16 protein-coding genes are annotated in these 19,282 nt (G+C 30.3%); 10 read left to right on the forward strand and 6 right to left on the reverse strand.

What is annotated here, in order from left to right:
- Nucleotides 1–12 precede the first annotated feature (12 nt).
- Genes hemB through BN2409_RS10815 form a run of 3 tightly spaced genes read left to right on the forward strand, consistent with a single transcriptional unit; the run spans nucleotide 13 to nucleotide 2,839 of the window.
- Nucleotides 13–987 carry a porphobilinogen synthase gene (hemB, locus tag BN2409_RS10805; protein ID WP_053956646.1) on the forward strand — a complete coding sequence of 325 codons (975 nt, stop codon included), beginning with the start codon at nucleotides 13–15 and terminating at the stop codon, nucleotides 985–987.
- Between the two features lie 4 nt (nucleotides 988–991).
- Nucleotides 992–2,284, forward strand: a complete 1,293-nt coding sequence (gene hemL, locus BN2409_RS10810; RefSeq protein ID WP_053956647.1) for a glutamate-1-semialdehyde 2,1-aminomutase — start codon at nucleotides 992–994, stop codon at nucleotides 2,282–2,284.
- A 57-nt stretch (nucleotides 2,285–2,341) separates the two neighbouring features.
- Entirely contained in the window at nucleotides 2,342–2,839 is a 498-nt protein-coding gene (locus BN2409_RS10815; protein WP_053956648.1) for an SEC-C metal-binding domain-containing protein, read from the forward strand.
- Nucleotides 2,840–2,876: 37 nt separating this feature from the next.
- Here BN2409_RS10815 and BN2409_RS10820 read toward each other — a convergent pair whose 3' ends face one another.
- Entirely contained in the window at nucleotides 2,877–4,088 is a 1,212-nt protein-coding gene (locus BN2409_RS10820) for a pyridoxal phosphate-dependent aminotransferase (protein WP_053956649.1), read from the reverse strand.
- 421 nt (nucleotides 4,089–4,509) lie between these two features.
- Between BN2409_RS10820 and BN2409_RS10825 the strand changes: the two genes are divergently transcribed.
- Complete coding sequence (locus tag BN2409_RS10825) at nucleotides 4,510–5,859, forward strand: replication-associated recombination protein A (RefSeq protein ID WP_053956650.1); 1,350 nt, start codon at nucleotides 4,510–4,512, stop codon at nucleotides 5,857–5,859.
- A gap of 79 nt (nucleotides 5,860–5,938) precedes the next feature.
- Nucleotides 5,939–6,835 (forward strand): transposase, encoded by an 897-nt coding sequence (locus BN2409_RS10830; RefSeq protein ID WP_053956651.1) that lies wholly within the window; start codon nucleotides 5,939–5,941, stop codon nucleotides 6,833–6,835.
- Between the two features lie 44 nt (nucleotides 6,836–6,879).
- Here BN2409_RS10830 and BN2409_RS10835 read toward each other — a convergent pair whose 3' ends face one another.
- From BN2409_RS10835 to BN2409_RS10850, 4 genes are all read right to left on the reverse strand, one after another.
- Nucleotides 6,880–7,809: a DUF2971 domain-containing protein gene (locus BN2409_RS10835; RefSeq protein WP_053956652.1), complete on the reverse strand. Its 930-nt coding sequence runs from the start codon at nucleotides 7,807–7,809 to the stop codon at nucleotides 6,880–6,882.
- A gap of 133 nt (nucleotides 7,810–7,942) precedes the next feature.
- Complete coding sequence (locus BN2409_RS10840; RefSeq protein WP_053956653.1) at nucleotides 7,943–8,221, reverse strand: hypothetical protein; 279 nt, start codon at nucleotides 8,219–8,221, stop codon at nucleotides 7,943–7,945.
- Nucleotides 8,222–8,296: 75 nt separating this feature from the next.
- Entirely contained in the window at nucleotides 8,297–9,574 is a 1,278-nt protein-coding gene (locus BN2409_RS10845) for a homoserine dehydrogenase (RefSeq protein WP_053956654.1), read from the reverse strand.
- A gap of 135 nt (nucleotides 9,575–9,709) precedes the next feature.
- The gene (locus tag BN2409_RS10850) at nucleotides 9,710–11,440 is read right to left on the reverse strand and encodes a sigma-54 interaction domain-containing protein (protein WP_053956655.1); all 1,731 of its coding nucleotides are present in this window, start codon (nucleotides 11,438–11,440) and stop codon (nucleotides 9,710–9,712) included.
- 344 nt (nucleotides 11,441–11,784) lie between these two features.
- Between BN2409_RS10850 and BN2409_RS10855 the strand changes: the two genes are divergently transcribed.
- The 5 genes from BN2409_RS10855 (at nucleotide 11,785) to BN2409_RS10875 (ending at nucleotide 18,433) form a co-directional block, all read left to right on the forward strand.
- Nucleotides 11,785–12,579 (forward strand): SDR family NAD(P)-dependent oxidoreductase, encoded by a 795-nt coding sequence (locus BN2409_RS10855; RefSeq protein ID WP_053956656.1) that lies wholly within the window; start codon nucleotides 11,785–11,787, stop codon nucleotides 12,577–12,579.
- Between the two features lie 29 nt (nucleotides 12,580–12,608).
- Nucleotides 12,609–14,012 carry an aminomethyl-transferring glycine dehydrogenase subunit GcvPA gene (gene gcvPA, locus BN2409_RS10860; protein ID WP_199873003.1) on the forward strand — a complete coding sequence of 468 codons (1,404 nt, stop codon included), beginning with the start codon at nucleotides 12,609–12,611 and terminating at the stop codon, nucleotides 14,010–14,012.
- 24 nt (nucleotides 14,013–14,036) lie between these two features.
- Nucleotides 14,037–15,605 (forward strand): aminomethyl-transferring glycine dehydrogenase subunit GcvPB, encoded by a 1,569-nt coding sequence (gene gcvPB / locus BN2409_RS10865; RefSeq protein WP_199873004.1) that lies wholly within the window; start codon nucleotides 14,037–14,039, stop codon nucleotides 15,603–15,605.
- A gap of 22 nt (nucleotides 15,606–15,627) precedes the next feature.
- Nucleotides 15,628–16,734 (forward strand): ATP-NAD kinase family protein, encoded by a 1,107-nt coding sequence (locus BN2409_RS10870; RefSeq protein ID WP_053956658.1) that lies wholly within the window; start codon nucleotides 15,628–15,630, stop codon nucleotides 16,732–16,734.
- Nucleotides 16,735–16,969: 235 nt separating this feature from the next.
- Nucleotides 16,970–18,433: a Na+/H+ antiporter NhaC family protein gene (locus BN2409_RS10875; RefSeq protein ID WP_053956659.1), complete on the forward strand. Its 1,464-nt coding sequence runs from the start codon at nucleotides 16,970–16,972 to the stop codon at nucleotides 18,431–18,433.
- Nucleotides 18,434–18,459: 26 nt separating this feature from the next.
- Here the strand turns inward: BN2409_RS10875 and BN2409_RS10880 are convergent, their stop codons facing one another.
- Nucleotides 18,460–19,269: a MerR family transcriptional regulator gene (locus BN2409_RS10880; protein WP_053956660.1), complete on the reverse strand. Its 810-nt coding sequence runs from the start codon at nucleotides 19,267–19,269 to the stop codon at nucleotides 18,460–18,462.
- Nucleotides 19,270–19,282 lie beyond the last annotated feature (13 nt).

A 19,282-nucleotide genomic window follows, 5' to 3' on the forward strand; every position in this document is an offset into this window, starting at 1 on the left:
GAGGGGCAAAAAATGGATTTAATTTCTAGACCTAGAAGGTTAAGAACAAACAAAGCTATAAGAAGTTTAGTAAGAGAAACAGTACTTCATGTAGATGATTTGATTTATCCTTTATTTGTAGTGGAAGGAGAAGGAATTAAAGAAGAAATTGAAAGCTTAGAAAATAATTATCACTTTTCAATAGATATGTTAAAAGATGAGATCAAAGAGATTGTAAGTCTTGGAATAAAAGGGGTTATTTTATTTGGATTACCAACTAAAAAAGATCCTTATGGAAGTGAAGCTTATAGTGATGACGGAATTGTGCAAAGAGCTATAAGAGAGATAAAAAAAATAAATAAAGATATTCTTGTTATTACAGATGTTTGTATGTGTCAATATACAGACCATGGCCATTGTGGAATCATACAAAATGATTATGTACAAAACGACATGACTTTAGAATATATTGCAAAGATTGCTCTATCTCATGCAAAAGCAGGAGCAGATATGGTAGCACCATCTGATATGATGGATGGAAGAATAAGAGCTATTCGAGAAGAATTAGATCATAATGGATTCGAGGAAGTATCCATTATGGCTTATAGTGCAAAATATGCTTCAGCTTTTTATGGACCTTTTAGAGCTGCGGCTCATTCTACTCCTAGCTTTGGAGATCGAAAAACTTATCAAATGGATCCTGCTAATACGGATGAAGCCATAAGAGAAGTAGAATTAGATATAGAAGAAGGGGCAGATATTGTTATGGTAAAACCTGCACTTTCTTATCTAGATGTAGTAAGAAGAGTAAAAGAAAAATTTTATGTTCCAATCGCGGCTTACAATGTAAGTGGTGAATATGCAATGGTAAAAGCCGCTTCTGAACGAGGATGGATTGATGAAAAAGGAATTGTATTAGAGAAATTATTATCTATGAAAAGAGCAGGAGCAGGGATTATTATTACTTATCATGCAAAAGATGCAGCTAGATGGTTAAGAGAGGAGTGATCATATGGATTTTACAAAATCAAAAGCTTTATTTGAAGAAGCAAAAAAGTTTATTCCAGGAGGGGTAAATTCACCTGTAAGAGCATTTCCTTCTGTAAATGTAGATCCTCCTTTTATCCAAAGAGGTAAAGGAAGTAAAATATATGATGTAGATGGAAATGAATATATTGATTATGTAGGGTCATGGGGGCCCCTTATCTTAGGACATGCTCATCCTGAAGTTATGAGTGCATTAAAAGATGTTATGGATTTAGGAACAAGCTATGGAGCACCTACAGAGCTTGAAACAAAACTTTCAAAGCTTGTTTGTGAAGCAGTACCATCTGTTGAAATGATAAGAATGGTAAATTCTGGAACTGAAGCAACTATGAGTGCTTTAAGATTAGCAAGAGGATATACAAAAAGAGATATTATTGTTAAATTTGAAGGAAATTATCATGGACATTCAGATAGTTTACTCATAAAAGCAGGATCTGGTGCTTTAACCTTTGGAGTTCCTAATAGCCCTGGAGTTCCAGAATCTATTGCAAAAAATACAATTACTGCAAAATATAATGACATAGAAGGACTTACGGATATATTTGAAAAGTATGGAAAAGATATAGCAGGTGTGATTATTGAGCCCATCTCAGGAAATATGGGAGTAGTTCCTGCTACAAAGGAATTTATGGATCATCTTAGAAAAATTACAATAGAATATGGTTCACTTCTCATTATAGATGAGGTAATGACAGGTTTTAGAGTATCTTTTCATTGTGCTCAAAGCTTATATGATGTAGATCCAGATATTACAACATTTGGAAAAATCATAGGAGGAGGACTTCCTGTAGGAGCTTATGGAGGAAAAAGAGAAATCATGGAGCATATTTCTCCAAGGGGAGATATTTATCAAGCCGGCACTTTGTCTGGAAATCCATTAGCTATGACAGCAGGATATAAGACTTTAAAAATATTAAAAGACAATCCTAATATTTATAAAGAATTAGAAGAAAAGTCTAAAATGTTAGAGATTGGTTTTAAAGAAAATGTAAAAAAATTAGGAGTAAAAGCTACGTTTAATAGAGTAGGGTCTATGCTTTGTATGTTCTTTACTGAAAAAGAAGTGGTAGATTTTTCATCTGCTATGACAAGTGATACAAATCAATTTGCTATTTATTTTGAGGAAATGTTAAAACAAGGAATTTATTTAGCACCTTCTCAATTTGAAGCAACCTTCATGAGTGCAGTTCATACGAAAGAAGAAATACAAAAAACCATTGAAGCAAATTATCATGCACTAAAAAAAGTTATTTTATAGATCTAAAATAGATGATATAATGAATGATGAAAATTTAAGGAAGAAGGAGAATTCAATATGAGCTTATATGAAGAATGGAAGGCAGTTGCCTATGAACACGAAAGTAAAGAAAGTTTTAATAAATTTTGGAATCAATATGCTATTACAGAAAAAAGAATTTATGCAGATGTTTTAGAAAATTATAAAGAAAATGTAGAAGGTGTTGTAAAAGATCTTATAGAAAAATATGAAACTACAGGACCGTATTTTATGGGATTTTTAGATGGAATCAATGAAAGTTTAAAAAAACCATTAGAAATAGAAGAAATTAATGAAGATACTTCAATCCATCTTGAAATTGATTTTGAAAAACTTTATTATAATATGTTAGAAGCAAAAGCTGATTATCTTTATACATTATCACAGTGGGATGTTATTTTAGATGAAGAAAAAAGAAAAGAAATTACAAAAGAGCACAGAACTGCTAAAACTGTAGTAAAAGGAGATAAGGTTGGAAGAAATGATCCTTGTCCTTGTGGAAGCGGAAAAAAATACAAAAAATGTTGTGGTAAATAGAAAGTCTGATATAAAAAAGACTATTGCCTTTGGAGTTTTAATCCAAGGAAATAGTCTTTTTGTTTGGATATTTTTCAAGGGCTACTTTTAAAATTTCCATAGCTCTTCTTAAATCTTCTTCTTTTAGAATATGTGCAATTCTTACTTCGTCTTTTCCCATACCTTTAGTGGTATAAAAACCTTGAGCAGGAGCGAACATAACTGTTTCATTATTCAAGTCAAAGTCCTTTAAAAGCCATATTACAAACTCTTCAGCATCTTGTACAGGTAGTTTGGCTATTACATAAAAAGCTCCTTTTGGTTTTTGACAAAAAACTCCTGGAATCTTCATAAGACCTTCATAAACTGCATCTCTTCTTTTTTGGTATTCACATAAAACCTTATCAAAGTAATTTTCTTCTACATGATAAAGCTCTGTAGCTCCTATTTGTTCAAGGGTAGGACAACAAAGTCTTCCTTGACATAGCTTTAAAATTTGTGCAATTAATTCTTTATTTTTACTTAAAACAGCACCAATTCTTGCACCACAAGCACTAAATCTTTTAGATACACTATCTACTAAAATGACTTGCTTCTCAATATCTTTCATATCACAAAAGCTTGTAAATTCTAAGCCGTCATAAACAAATTCCCTATATACTTCATCCGAAATAATAAAAAGACCATGTTCTTTTGCTACATCTGCTAAAAGTCTAACTTCTTCTTTTGTATAAACTACTCCAGTAGGATTTCCTGGGTTAGAAAGAAGAATAGCTTTTGTACGAGAAGTAATTAATTTTTCAATTTCTCCTTTAGGTGGAAGATGAAAACCATCTTCGGCTTTTGTAATAAGAGGAATGGTTTTGATTCCTGCAATAGTAGAAAAGCCTGCATAATTAGAATAAAAAGGTTCAGGTACAATTACTTCATCTAAAGGGTCAGCTACAGCTTGAAGAGCAAAGGATAAAGCTTCACTTCCTCCGTTTGTAATTAACATTTCATCTTCTTCAAAAAATAAATTATATTTTTTATAATACTCTATCATGGCAGAAATTAATTTTGGCATTCCTTGAGAAAAAGAATAAGCTAGTATTTTTTCATCAAAATTTTTAATGGCTTTCATAAATCCTTCAGGGGTAACAATATCTGGTTGTCCAATATTTAAATGATAGATTTTTTTCCCATTCGATTTGGCTGCTTCAGCATAAGGAGTTAACTTTCGAATAGGAGATGCTTCCATAGTCATGATTCTTTTAGAAAAATTTTTCATAGGACCTCCTAATTGATATAATATTTTGTAATTTGTTACGATTTAGTCTAAATATAAAGAATAATGTAAAATATGTAACATTACTATATTAGCAAAACATGATGATACAGTCAAGAAAAAAGATATAATAAAAATCTCCATTTAAGGAGATTTTTATTATATTAAAAGACAGAAAAATGAAAGTAACATATTAACATCTGTCATAGAAATATGGATAACAGAATAAAATTACAAGCAATAAGAAAAAGAAAAGTAAACTACTATCACATCCCCCAAATAATCCGCCAATACCATATTGTTGATCAGCCATCATTTAGCACCCCTTTTCAAGAAGATAAAATATTTTCTTCTATATTAAAATACGCAATAACAAAGATATGTGTTACACTTAAAATAGATTTTTTTATACGAGGTGAGAAGATTGGACTTATTTGAAATGTTAAAAGAAAAAAATATAAAAAAAGATGCTCCTTTGGCAGAGAGAATGAAGCCAGAATCTTTAGATGAGTTTTTTGGGCAAGAACATATATTAGGAAAAGGAAAATTGTTAAGAAGAGCCATACAAGCAGATAAAATTACCTCTTTAATATTATATGGATCACCTGGAACAGGAAAAACAAGTTTGGCAAAAGTGATAGCAAATTCTACAAAAGCAAATTTTGTAAATTTAAATGCAGTTACATCAGGTATAAAAGAATTAAAAGAAGTTGTTAAAGAAGCAGAAAATATACTAGGAATGTACAATAAAAAAACAATTCTTTTTATAGATGAAATTCATAGATTTAATAAATCACAACAGGATGCATTGCTTCCATATGTAGAAAATGGAACTTTAACCTTGATTGGGGCAACTACAGAAAATCCATATTTTGAGGTAAATGCTGCACTTTTATCTAGATCTATGCTTTTTTTATTAAAGCCTTTAGATAAAATATCTATAAAAAAAATGATTCAAAAAGCAATAACAGATTCAAAAAAAGGATTAGGTATGCTTCCTATTTATATGGAAGAAAATGCATTTGAATTTTTAGTAGATATTTCAAATGGAGATGGAAGAAGAGCGTTAAATACTTTAGAGTTAGGAGTACTTACTACGCCAAAAGGAGAAGATGGAAAAATTCATATCACTTTAGATGTTTTACAAGACTGTGTTCAAAAGAAGCATGTGACTTATGATAAAAATGGAAACGAACATTATGATGTGATTTCAGCTTTTATTAAAAGTATGAGAGGCTCTGATCCAGATGCAACACTACATTATTTGGCTCGAATGTTATATGCAGGTGAAGACCCAGTATTTATTGCAAGAAGAATAGTAATAGCAGCAGCAGAGGATGTAGGACTTGCAGATCCAAATGCAATAGTTATTGCCAATAATGCAGCACAAGCTGTAAAATTTGTAGGAATGCCTGAAGCTAGAATTATATTATCACAGGCTTCATTATATATAGCTACTGCTCCTAAAAGCAACAAGGCATATGAAGGAATCAATCAAGCATTAAAAGATATAGAGAGAAAGGATATTGGACAAGTTCCTCCTCATTTAAGAGATATGACTTCTCAAAATATACAAAATAAATATAATGATAAAATAAAAGGGTGTTATCTTTATCCCCATGACTATGAAGGAGCATATGTAAAACAGCAATATATGCCTGATCCATTAAAGAACACAAAATATTATTTTCCTAAAGAAAACGGATATGAAAAAAATATTGTTGAAAGGTTAAAATGGACTACGGGACAGTTAAACATTAAGAATAATAAATAAAAAAATGCAAAAACTACTCTTAAAAGTGATATGCTCCCCTTATAGAAAGGGAGCATATCAAAGAAAGGAGTAGTTTTTCATGCCTAGAGTGGCTCGAGTAAAAAGTGAAGAAGGAATTTATCATATTATGTTTAGAAGCATAAGTGAAGTAAAATTATTTTCAGATGATTTAGATAAAATCAAATATCTTAAATTGATTCAAAAATATCAAAAAAAGTTTCAATTTAAGGTATATAGCTATTGTTTAATGGATAATCATGGACATATGATCATAGATTGCAATGGAGCAGATATATCGAGAATTATGCATAGTATTAATTTTTGCTATGCTCAATATTTCAATAGAAAATATAAAAGACATGGGCATTTGTTTCAAGATAGATTTAAAAGTAAAATAATTAAAGATGAAAAATATTTAATTACTTTATCTGCTTATATTCACAATAATCCTAAAGATTTACCTGATTATAAAGAACAAGTAGAGAAATATCAATTTTCTAGTTTAAATGATTATATAACAGGGAGCAATACCTTTGAAATATTAGATACTTCTTTTTTAAGTGATTTACTTAATTTAAGAAATAAGAACAATAAAAAGGCTTATATTGAATTTGTTAAAAAATGCGAGAGTGAAAGAGATGTTATGGATGTAGAATTTGAAAAAGTTGAAAATGTATACAAAAGTGAAAGAAGAATTATTCCAAGACATTATACAGGAGAAGAAGTTATACAGATCGTAGCGGAATATTTAAAAATGGATAAAAGTAGAGTTCATATAAAGTATAAAAGGCAATATGTAAAATTAAGAGCCATTAGTTGTTTTTTAATGAGCTGTTATTGTAATATGAATCAAAAAAGTATATGTCAATTAATAGGGAATATTACTCAGACTCAAGTTTCTACTTTATCTACGATAGGGATGAAGATGACATTTGAAGAACAGGAATTATTAGATGAATTTTTAAGAAGTGCTTAAGTTTTAAAAAATACGATATAAAGTTAAGGGGTTGTTTATAATGTCTAAAAATCTTTTCTCATACTTGTTTCTACCGTATCTACTATCACATTAGAATATCCATGAAAATCTAAAAATCTCTTCAAACCACTATACAAAGTTTCTGTTTCATTAAAGGGAGAAATAATAATTCTTTTGATGGGAAGCTGTTTATTTCCTCGAAGCTTGATTACTGGTCTTATGGTATCATTAGCATTATAAAAACCTAGTGATAATCTTTTGGTAATTTGTTTTTCTTCTTTATCAAAATCACATTGTTCTTCAAAATATTTCTTATCTAATCGAATTACAAATCTTGTTTCTCGTTCATATTTAAAAATCTTATCTTTGAATGCATATGAATATTTTAATGCAGATTTCCAAAATTGAGGCTGGATTTCATTGATTCTTTCTATAATGTATGTTTTTAAGATGTTATGTTTTTCTTGTTTTTCATAAATGCATTTGTAATCTATAAATATTGATTCGCCACAATCTTTGATACAGTATTCAAAAAAATTACGTAATAGGTTCAAATCAAATTCTATACATATTCCTGAATTTTGAGAATAATAATTCCACATTGGTATTGAATTATCATACTCTGACGCAGAAAATATAAAGTACGAAGCATGATAATAATAATCTGTACGTTTTTGTTCATTTTTTTCTAAGGCTTTTTTATACTCCTCAAGTAAAATCTTATAATTATTTTTAGTCTGCTCATCTTTTTCTGTATCAATCAAATTTCTTACAGTATCACACATGGAATGCAAAAAATCTGCAAATTCATTTCTATCATTTAAATACATCGAATTTGTTAATCTTAAAGAATGGGTTTTGATCATTGAATATAAAGCTGGTACAGAAGTGAAATGAAATACGCTACTAGCATTAGATTTGGGAATTTTCTTGCCTAGTACATCATCAATAATATGTTCATAAAAAGATTGCATATTAGACCACTTCCTTATTTAAGAAATTTTCTTTTCAATTAATATTTCATTTTTATTTTACCAGAAAATCTTTAACCGTCCCTAGTTTTTTTCCAGAAAATCTTTAACCGTCCCTAGTTTTTCCTAGGTTTTTCTATAATATAATTTCAATCATAATAAATATACTATATATGCAGAGTACAAAAATATCTTTTTTTTGTACTTTAACTGAAGAATCATCTTGAAAGAATTTTGCATCTATCACGTTTGATAAACTTAATAAAGCCATACAAGACCATAAAATAATAAAACCTGATTTATCAAGGTGAATTTTATGAACAAAAAAATGAAAAATAGCAACACTTATTACTGCAATTGCAACTGCACAGGATATTATATTATTTAAGGGTTTTAATATAGATTTTAATGACATATTAATCACTTCCTTAAATTTTATAATAGCATAAAAGCGATATTTTATAAAGAAAAGTCAGCATAAGCTGACTTTTTAGTCTAAATTTTCTACTTTTAATATGCTAGAGATTTCAGTTACCATTTGGTTTTTAAGTATTTCTTCTAAAGCTTCATTTAATATTGATTTTTTTACTTCATGAGTAATCAATACCAAAGGAACAGAGAAACCTCCCTTTCCTCTTTGAACAACAGAAGATAAACTAATACCATATTTTCCGAAAGTAGAAGAAATTTTTCCAAGTATTCCAGGCTCATCATCTACTAGAGTTCTTATATAATATTGACTCAATCCTTCTTCTATTTTTGGAAGATTTTCGCAAGGAATAGGAGAAATTAAAAGATGATCTTTATTTACAATACCCTTGGCAATTTCTAATACATCTCCCATAACTGCACTTCCTGTAGGCATAGAGCCTGCTCCTTTTCCATAAAGCATTAATTCTCCTACTGCATTTCCTTTTACAAATAAAGCATTAAATTCATTATTTACAGAAGCTAATGGATGGTCATTAGGAATCAATGTAGGATATACATAAAACTCTAAGTGGTCATCGTCTTTTTTAGCTGTAGCAAATAATTTGATTTTATAATCTAATTGTTTTGCATAATCTATATCTTTTTTAGATATTTTTCTAATTCCTTCTCTTTGAATTTGATTAGGAGAAATATATATTCCAAAAGCTATGGACATTAAAATAGATAGTTTAAAAGCAGCATCTTCTCCTTCTATATCAGATGTAGGATCAGCTTCTGCATATCCTTTTTCTTGTGCAAGTTTTAAAGCTTCATCAAAATCCATTCCATTTTCTGTCATTTGTGTAAGAATATAATTTGTTGTTCCATTAATAATTCCTACCATTTCTTCAATTTCATTGGCTGCAAGACTTTTAGTTAAAGTGTTGATAATAGGGATTCCACCACCTACACTTGCTTCATATCTTAAAGCTACTTTATGCTCCTTAGAAAGAGTGTGCAGAATTTCTCCATAAGTTGCAATAACAGCTTTATTTGCTGTAACTACATGCTTATTATTTTCAATAGCTTTTTTTATATATGAAAAAGCAGATTCGATTCCTCCTATAAGCTCAATAATTATATCTATTTCAGGATCTAGTAATATTTCATCAGCATTTGTAGTTAAAATTTCTTTAGGGACTTCATTATGTTTAGCTGGATTTCGTACAAGTATGTTTTTTATTTCTAACTGAGCACCTGTATAAGATTGAATTTGTGACATATTTTTTTGAGTAATATTCCATACACCTTTTCCTATATTTCCTAATCCTAATAATCCTATTTTTATTGTTTTCATAATTAGGGCCTCCTGTTCTAAATGTATGCATAATAAAAACAAATGTATTTATTTTGAAAACTATAGGATTAATAGTACCATATTTAAACAAGATAGACAATAGATTTTATAAAAAAAGAACACCATTTGTGTTCTTTAAATAGATTCAAAGTCTTTTAGTTTTCTATACAAAGTTCTAAGTCCTATACCTAATTCTTTGGCTGTTTTTGTTTTTCCTGCTACATCCCATCCATATTGATCTAAGGTAGCTTTTATGACTTCTATCTCTAATTCCTTTATTTTTCCTTTTATGGAAGTTTGATTTTTAGGTATATATTGTGCATCTATAATAGAATGAGGGAGACTATGAGTATGAATGATAGAGTCATCTTCCATATTTACAGCATATTCAATAGCATTTTCAAGTTCTCTAACATTTCCAGGCCAATCATAGTTTATGAATAGGTTTAGTGCATCATCAGAAAAAGAGACCAAGTGCTTTCCTAATTGATGGCTATATTTTTTTAGGAAGTCTAGAGCTAATATTTCTATATCTTCTTTTCTATGACGTAGTGGAGAAATTTTTAAAGGAATTACATTTAATCTATAATAAAGATCTGCTCTAAATTCTTTTTTTTCAATCATTTCTTCTAGATTTCTATTGGTAGCAGCAATAATTCTTACATTGATAGGAATACTTTTTGTACCCCCAACTTTTTCTATGGAGTGTTCTTGAAGAACTCTTAAAAGTTTAGATTGCATGAAAAGAGGTAGTTCTCCAATTTCGTCTAAAAATAAAGTTCCACCTTGTGCAAGTTCTATTCTTCCTATTTTACCTCCTTTTTTTGCACCAGTAAAAGCCCCTTCTTCATAGCCAAATAATTCACTTTCAAATAGAGAGTCCGGAATACTTGCACAATTTATGGAAATAATAGGGAGTTTAGCTCTATTACTATTTTCATGAATAGCTTTAGCAAGAAGCTCTTTTCCTGTTCCTGTTTCACCTGTAATTAAGACTGAGGAAGTACTCTTTGATATTTTCTTAATAATGTTTTTTACATGTAAAATAGATTTACTATTTCCTTTGATTCGATCTAAAGAATTTGAAAGCTCAATTTTTATATCCTTATTCAAAGGTGTTTTCTGATCTATTGCAATGATGGCGCCTTCTAAAGAATTATTATTTTGAATAGGATAAGAAGATATAAAACCTTCTAAACTTTTATTTTTAACATACTTTTTAGAGAAAGGTATTCCTTCTAAAATATCTTCTACTAAACTGAGAGGAAAAATGGTATCAAGAGAATGGGTGTATAAATTACAAAATGAGAATAATTTTAGTGCAGAATCATTAGAATGAGTGATCAATCCTTTTTTATCAATAATGATCGTACTTTTTTTTGAAAGGTCTATGATTGTTTGAAGAGATGTATTTAGATGAATGATTTTATTTTTATAGGATCTATGAAAAGCAATCATTCCTATGAGATCTGAAATTTCTTTTAATAAGTTTAGATAAGTTTCTATATTTTTTAAAAGAATGTCATGACCTTCTTTTGTAAAGGAGGTAAGAGCAATGACTCCTATAGGATCATTTTTAAGATGGATACAGCTTAATATTTCTATTGTTGCAGGACAATGATCTTTAAAGCGACAGCCTATACATGATTTCATATATCCAGGCTTATTGACCAATACATTTCCTTCATATAAAACTTCTTCTAAAGAAGGAGTATGAACGGTATTTCCTTTTTTATCTAAATAATTTTTAGTACTTGTAATCAAATGATAGTGTCTGTCAAAAATTGCAACTTCTACATGAATGATATTGGACAGACTGTTTACAATTTTCTCTAAAGTTGGTTGGAGAGATAGTAAAGAAACCATAAAAACACCTCTTTTTCTGAAAAATAAGATGAATTATTTTTATTATAAAATATATTGAAAATATTGGCAAATATCATGACAAAGTTGGCAAATAAATATTTAGTTTGAAGTAAATGTTAGATCAATTGAATAAAGATCTATGAAATATTTCATCAAAAACAAGACTATGACTATGGAGAATGAGTAAAAGTAAAAAATTTTATCTTTCTTTTTATAAAATGAAGTTTTTGGCAGGGATCTTGCAAAAGTAAGAATACAAGGGGGTGTATAAAAATATACATAGAACGTATCCATTCATTTTTTAGAAATAGGAAGGAAACTTTTATATATGAGGAGGAGATTTTGTGTTATATAAAAAAGATATTTTATCTTTAGAGGGAAGAGTAGCTATTGTATCAGGAGCGGCGGGGGGAATAGGTTTGGCTACCTCACAGCTTTTATCTGCTTATGGAGCAAAGGTTTTAATGATTGATTTAAATCCAAAGGGAGAAGAAGAAGCACAAAAAATTAGACAAGAGGGAAGAGTAGCTGAGTTTTTTAAATGTAATGTAACCAATCAAGAAGAAGTAAAAGAAACAGTGAGGAAAATAAAAGAAAAATTCGGGAAAATCAATATCTTATTTAATAATGCAGGGGTTACAGTAAGAAAGACAGTAGTAGGATTAGAAGAAAAAGAATGGGACTTTGTATTAGATGTAGGATTAAAAGGAACATTTTTATTATCTAAATATGTGATTCCAGTAATGGAGGAATGTGGTGGAGGCAGTATCATCAATACAGGATCAGGATGGGGACTAAAAGGAGGAGATGATGCAGCAGCTTATTGTGCAGTTAAAGGAGGAATTGTAAATTTAACTCGTGCAATGGCTATTGACCATGGACCTAAAAATATAAGAGTCAATAGCGTAAATCCAGGAGATACAGATACGGCCATGTTAAGAGATGAAGGACGCCAAACTGGAGTTGTAAAAGATGAAGCATCTCAAGATGAATACTTAAAAGCTTGTGGGAAAGATAGACCCCTAGGAAGAATTGGAACGCCAGAAGATATTGCAAATGCAGTATTATTTTTAGCTAGTGATCTTTCTAGCTGGGTTAGTGGTACAGCACTTGTAGTAGACGGTGGAGGCATTGCATAATTAAAAGAATAAATTCAGGAGGGGATAAAATGACTATTAAAGGATTTAAATCACATCCATATATTCCAAATTCAGTACCACAGGTACAAGAAGAAATGCTAAAAGAAATAGGATTAAATAATTTAGAAGAGCTTCACGCAGAAGTTCCAGATGAAATTAAATTAAAGGAAAATATGAATCTTCCAAAACCATTAAAGTCAGAATATGAATTAAAAAGACATGTGGAAGGAATTTTAAATAAAAATAAAACATGTAAAGAAAATTTGAATTTCTTAGGAGCCGGATGTTACCAACATTATGTACCTGCAATTTGTGATGAAATAAATTCAAGAGGAGAATTTTTAACCGCCTATGGAGGAGAACCCTATAATGATCATGGAAGATTTCAAGCTTTATTTGAATATCAAAGCTTAGTTGCAGAACTAGTAGATATGGATGTTGTAAACGTACCTACCATGGATGGAGCACAAGCTTCTGCTACTGCTATTCGAATGGCATCTAGAATTAATGGTAGATATGAGGTCTTAGTACCAAAGCTTATGGATTATGAAAAGCTTTTGATTATTAAAAATTATTGTGCTCCTGATATTACTTTTGTTATAGTAGATTACAAACAAGAAACAGGTATGTTAGATCTTGACGATTTAAAAAATAAATTATCTTCAAGAACTTGTGCAGTATATTTTGAAAACCCTAGTTTTCTAGGTTTTATTGAAGAGGGAGGACAAATGATTTCAGATCTTGCTCATAATGTAGGAGCATTAAGTGTAGTATATGTAGATCCTAGTTCTTTAGGAGTATTAGCACCTCCTAGTCAATATGGTGCAGATATTGTTTGTGGAGATTTACAGCCTCTTGGTATGCATATGAATTATGGGGGAGGCCAATCTGGATTTATGGCTACTCGAGATGAAGAAAAATTTGTGATGGAATTTCCATCTAGATTATTTGGAATTGCTCCTACTTGTGTAGAAGGAGAATATGGATTTGGTGATGTTGCTTATGATCGAACATCCTTTGGACACCATAGACATAAAGGAAAAGAATATGTAGGAACTCAATCTGCTCTTTGGGGAATTACAGCAGGGGTTTATCTTGCAACTATGGGACCTGCTGGAATGTATGAATTAGGGCAAAATATTTTACAAAAATCTCAATATGCAATTAAAAAATTAAATGAAATAAAAGGAATAAAGGGTTCACGTTTCAATTCACTAAGCTTTAAAGAATTTGTAGTAGATTTTAATGAAACGGGTAAAACAGTAAAAGAAATAAATCAACTATTAAAGAAAAAAGGAATTTTTGGTGGAAAGGATTTATCTTGTGATTTCCCAGAGCTAGGAGAAAGTGCTTTGTATTGTGTGACAGAAGTGCATACAAAGATGGATATTGATCAATTGATTACACAAATAAAAGAATGTATAAGAGCATAAGTATACTAGAAAGGGATGATGATCGTGAAGAGAATTCATAGAGATTATAAAGTAAGAAATTTTCATCAAGCAAAATGGGATGAACCTATTATATTTGAACTTAGCAAAAAAGGGGAAAAAGGAATATTAGTACCTAAGGCAGAAGAAGAAATTGTAGAAGCTATTGGAGATGGAGTATCTAAAATTCCTAAGTCTATGATAAGAAAAGAAGCACCAAAGTTGCCAGAAATCTCACAACCTAGAGTATTAAGACATTACATGAGACTTTCACAAGAAACTTTAGGAGCAGATGTGAATATAGAAATAGGACAGGGAACTTGTACAGTAAAATATAGTCCAAAAGTGAATGAAGAATTGGCAAAATTAAAAGAGATGACAGAGCTTCATCCTCTTCAAGATGAAGATACTGTACAAGGAATTTTAGAAATTATATATAAAACAGATTTATTTATGAGAGAAATTTCTGGAATGAATCGATTTACGTTTCAACCAGGAGGAGGAAGCCAAGCTATTATGGCAATGGCATCTTTAGTCAGAGCTTATCATAAGGAAAAAGGAAATAAAGAAAAAGATGAGATGATTACAACTATTTATTCTCATCCATCTGATGCGGCAGCGCCAGCTTTGATGGGATATAAAATTATATATATTCATCCAGATGAAGAGGGATATCCAGATTTTGAAGCATTTAAAGCAGCAGTATCAGAAAAAACTGCTGGATTTATTGTAGCCAACCCAGAAGATACAGGAGTATACAATAAAAGAATCAAACAATTTACAGATCTTGTCCATGAATATGGAGGACTTTGCTGTTATGACCAAGCTAATGCCAATGGACTCTTAGGAGTCACAAGAGCAAAAGAAGCAGGCTTTGATATGTGCCATTTTAATCTTCATAAAACATTTTCAACTCCTCATGGTTGTGGAGGACCTGCTACAGGTGCAATGGGAGTAAGAGAGGGATTAGAAAAATATCTTCCAGGACCACTTGTGGATTATGACCAAAATAAATATTTTCTAAATTATGAAGTAACAAATAATCCTTATGCTCTTGGTAAAGTAAGACTTTTCCATGGAGTAGCACCAGTTATACTAAAAACCTATGCTTGGATTATGAGCCTTGGAGCAGAAGGTTTATATGAAGTAGCCAAGATCGCAGTTTTGAATAATAATTATTTATTTAAAAAATTAATGGAATTAGATGTGGTAGATGCACCATATATTAAAGGAAAGCAAAGAATAGAACAAGTAAGATACACTATAGAAAAATTAGCAAATGATACAGGCATTAAAACGGAAGATATACAAAGAAGAATGATGGATTTTGGTATGCATTACTGGACCAGTCATCATCCATATTATGTGGAAGAACCTATTACTTTAGAGCCAACAGAAACCCCATCTAAAGAAGACCTTGACGAGTATATCGAAACATTAAAACATATATTTAAAGAAGCTTATGAAAATCCTGAAATTATAAAAACTGCACCTCACAGAAGTGTTTGTCATAAAATAGATGAATCAAGTTTAGACGATAAAGATCAATGGGCTATTACTTGGAGAAGTTATTTGAAAAAAACAAATGTAAAATAAATGATGAAAAGGATGGGATCAATTGAAAAAACTAGGATTTATTGTAAATCCCATCGCTGGAATGGGAGGCAGAGTTGGGATTAAAGGAACAGATGGTGTAATTGAAAAAGCAAGGGCCTTAGGGGCCCTTCCTCAAGCCCCATACAGAAGTATCTTAGCACTTGAAGTTTTAGAAGAATTAAAAGATGAAATAGAAATCATTACATGTTTTGGTGATATGGGAGAAAATGAATCAAAAAAATTAGGATTCCAAACAAAAGTCATCTTAAGTACAAAAAATGATACAAATAGAGAAGATACAATCTATGCAGCACAAAAAATGATAAAAGAAAAAGTAGATCTTTTAATGTTTGCGGGAGGAGATGGAACAGCAAGAGACATTTATGAAGCTGTAGGAGACTGTTTAACAGTAATAGGGATTCCAGCAGGAGTCAAGATACATTCAGCAGTTTATGCAAGTAGTCCTCAAAAGGCAGGAGATCTGGCTTTGTTATATTTAAAGGAAAGTGTCCCTAAAGTTTTAGAAGTAGAAGTGATGGATATTGATGAAGATGCTTTTAGAAAAGGAGAGGTAAAAACAAAACTGTATGGATATTTAAAAATTCCTTTTGAGAAAAGATTTTTACAAGGTAAAAAATCAGGAAGTATGATGGATGATCAAACTTCTCAAGAAGCTATTGCATATAATATAGTAGATCATATGGAGGAAAATGTATATTATATTATAGGACCAGGATCTACTACAAGACCTATTATGAAGCTTTTAGATTTACCGTATACACTATTAGGTGTTGATATTATATATAATAAACAGATCGTGGGAAAAGACCTTACAGAAAAAGAAATATTAAAGATCATTAAGGGTAGAAAAGCTAAAATGATTATCACTCCTATTGGTGGGCAAGGTTATTTATTTGGAAGAGGAAATCAGCAATTAAGTCCTCTTGTTATAGAGAAAGTAGGAAAAGAAAATATTATTGTGATTGCTACCAATGGAAAACTACGAACGTTACAGCATAGGCCTTTTTTAGTAGATACAGGAGATATAAATCTTGATAAGAGATTAAAAGGATATATAAAAGTAACGATTGGATATAAAGAACAAGTAGTATATAAAATAGATATTTAATGGGAAAAATAATTTTTTTTCACTAAAATTTTCAGATAATTCATTATATTTATAATATTGAAATATATCTAACGATAAATTCATAAAACAGATAAAATTTCATATCATGCTAAAGAACGTAAGCAAAAGTACATAAACGGAAAGAAAGGAGAGGATATTGCAGGAAAATTATTTTTAGTTTCACAAAAATGCAGTGAAATGAAAAATGTGAAAACCTAAAAGGAGGAATTATTGTATGTTAGGATTGTTTAAAATTTCACCTGTATTTTTATTAGCAGGACTTATGATTAGTGGATTAGATGTTTTGGTAGCTGCCCCTATAGCAACTTGTTATGCGATTATGGTTGCTATGCTTACACAAAAGTATAAGTTTAATGAACTTTTAGAGTTTGCATTTAACAACGTAAGAGAAATAGTCATTGTATTTTTTATTTTGATGTTTGCTTATGGATTAGCAGAATCTTTTATGGCAACAGGAGTAGGAGCAGCTATTATCAATATTGCTTTAAATTTAGGGATCACAGCCAAGACAGTAGCTTTGGTTGGATTTTTGGTAACTTGTGTATTATCTATTGCAACAGGTACTTCATGGGGAACTTTTGCAGCTTGTGCTCCAGTATTTTTATGGCTCAATCATATTGTAGGAGGAGACCTTATTTTAACTGTATGTTCTATTGCAGGGGGAGCTTGTTTTGGAGACAATATTGGACTTATATCTGATACTACTGTATTAAGTTCAGGACTTCAAAAGGTTGAAGTGATTCATAGAATTAGACATCAAGGTGTTTGGTCAGGAATTTGTTTGATTATAACAGCTATAGTAATTTTTTTAGTAGGATCATCTATGGGACTTCCTGATACAGTAGGTAGTGCAACAGAGGCTATTAATTCTATTCCAAAAGAAGCATGGGATGCACTCAATGAAGCAAGACCGTCAGCAGTAACTTTATTAGATCAAGTAAAGACAGGTGTACCAATATTTATGGTCATTCCTCTTATTATAGTAATTGGAATGGCAATAAAGGGAATTCAAACAATGATTTGTTTAGGAGCTGGAATTATTTCTTCTTTGATTTTAGGATTTGTAGCAGGAACTGTAACAAGTATTGTAAGTTTTTTAGACCTTATTTATACAGGATTTTCAGGAGCTGGAAGTTGGTCTATTGTGATGATGATGTGGGTAGCATCTTTTGGTGGAATTATGAATAGTATGCATGCTTTTGAACCTTTGTCAAAAACTATTGTAAAAGGAGTAAAAAGTGTAAAACAACTTATGTTTTGTAATTCTTTACTTTGTTTAATTGGAAATGCAGCTTTTGGAGATGAAACGGCAGAAATTGTTACCATCAGTCCTATTATCAAGACCATTACAGATGAAAATGTAGAAGCAAGTGAAGAGGATATGTATACCTTAAGACTTAGAAATGCAACATTTGCAGATGCATTTGGTGTATATGGATCACAACTTATTCCATGGCATTGCTTTGTACTCTTTTATGTATCTATTGCAAAAGCAGTGTATCCACTTCATAATTTTGTACCAATTGATATCATTCAATACAATTTCATGGCATTTATCGCAGTAGGATCTATGCTACTTCTTACGATTACAGGATGGGATCGTTTTATTCCTCTATTTAAGCTTCCATCTGAACCAGATGTAAAACTAAAAAAAGATATTGTAGCAAAAGAAATATAGCTGAGGATTTTCCTCAGCTTTGTTTTTTAATAAATAGATATAGATACCTCTGTTACATAGTTTGAAGGATCATTTGTGAAAAAACTGTTAATGATTTGTGTTTCGTAGATAAATCCAGTAATAGCAAGCTTTTTTTCTCGAGCATAGGACAATAAAGTATTTCTTGTTTCATGTAGATTTTCATAAGATCCGTAGTGATAGGCGCATAAATAAAGTCCTTCTGGCTTGTATAAGCAACTTTTTGACTTATAAGGGTTGTCTAGTTTAATAGAAATTTTTTTGACTAAAAAATTTCTATTGGGATCTAAAGTTACAACCCATCCATAAGACCAGGGCATTTGTGTATAGCCTTTAAAATGATATTGTGCCAATTTAGAAAATGTTAAAGAAAAATCATTGGTATGATCATTAGGATCAATATCTAATGTGAAAAGATATTGATCTTTTATATACTTTTGATAAATTTTATGGGGATCATATAAAGTTTCTCCTTCTTTGATACGAGAAAGATTATGTTCTAAAGATTTTTTCATTGTTTTTAGTTTTTTAATTTCAGTACTTAATGTTTCAATTTGAGTGGTGAGCATTTGTTTTGTTGTTTCTAATGAATGATTACTTAATATAGTTTGAATATCATTTAATGAAAAACCACTGGCTTTTAAAGACAGTATTAAGTAAAATTTAGGGAATTGGTTTAAGGAATAATATCTATATTTTGTTTTTTCATTTACATAGGAAGGTTTAATTAGATTGATTTTATCATAAAAAATAAGTGTTTGTTTGGTGATATTAAATATTTTACATATTTGTCCAGATAAAAAATGAAAATTTGACATAATTCCTCCTTAA

Origin of the sequence: Inediibacterium massiliense (assembly GCF_001282725.1) — a bacterium.
GTDB classification, from domain to species: domain Bacteria; phylum Bacillota; class Clostridia; order Peptostreptococcales; family Thermotaleaceae; genus Anaerophilus; species Anaerophilus massiliensis.

Bases quoted from the DNA above. Each gene is read 5' to 3' on its own strand.
- BN2409_RS10840 (WP_053956653.1), bottom strand. From the start codon at position 8,221: ATGTCATTAAAATCTATATTAAAACCCTTAAATAATATAATATCCTGT.
- BN2409_RS10815 (WP_053956648.1), top strand. From the start codon at position 2,342: ATGAGCTTATATGAAGAATGGAAGGCAGTTGCCTATGAACACGAAAGT.
- BN2409_RS10820 (WP_053956649.1), bottom strand. From the start codon at position 4,088: ATGAAAAATTTTTCTAAAAGAATCATGACTATGGAAGCATCTCCTATT.
- gcvPA (WP_199873003.1), top strand. From the start codon at position 12,609: ATGACTATTAAAGGATTTAAATCACATCCATATATTCCAAATTCAGTA.
- hemB (WP_053956646.1), top strand. From the start codon at position 13: ATGGATTTAATTTCTAGACCTAGAAGGTTAAGAACAAACAAAGCTATA.
- BN2409_RS10880 (WP_053956660.1), bottom strand. From the start codon at position 19,269: ATGTCAAATTTTCATTTTTTATCTGGACAAATATGTAAAATATTTAAT.
- BN2409_RS10845 (WP_053956654.1), bottom strand. From the start codon at position 9,574: ATGAAAACAATAAAAATAGGATTATTAGGATTAGGAAATATAGGAAAA.
- BN2409_RS10875 (WP_053956659.1), top strand. From the start codon at position 16,970: ATGTTAGGATTGTTTAAAATTTCACCTGTATTTTTATTAGCAGGACTT.
- BN2409_RS10830 (WP_053956651.1), top strand. From the start codon at position 5,939: ATGCCTAGAGTGGCTCGAGTAAAAAGTGAAGAAGGAATTTATCATATT.
- BN2409_RS10850 (WP_053956655.1), bottom strand. From the start codon at position 11,440: ATGGTTTCTTTACTATCTCTCCAACCAACTTTAGAGAAAATTGTAAAC.
- hemL (WP_053956647.1), top strand. From the start codon at position 992: ATGGATTTTACAAAATCAAAAGCTTTATTTGAAGAAGCAAAAAAGTTT.
- BN2409_RS10835 (WP_053956652.1), bottom strand. From the start codon at position 7,809: ATGCAATCTTTTTATGAACATATTATTGATGATGTACTAGGCAAGAAA.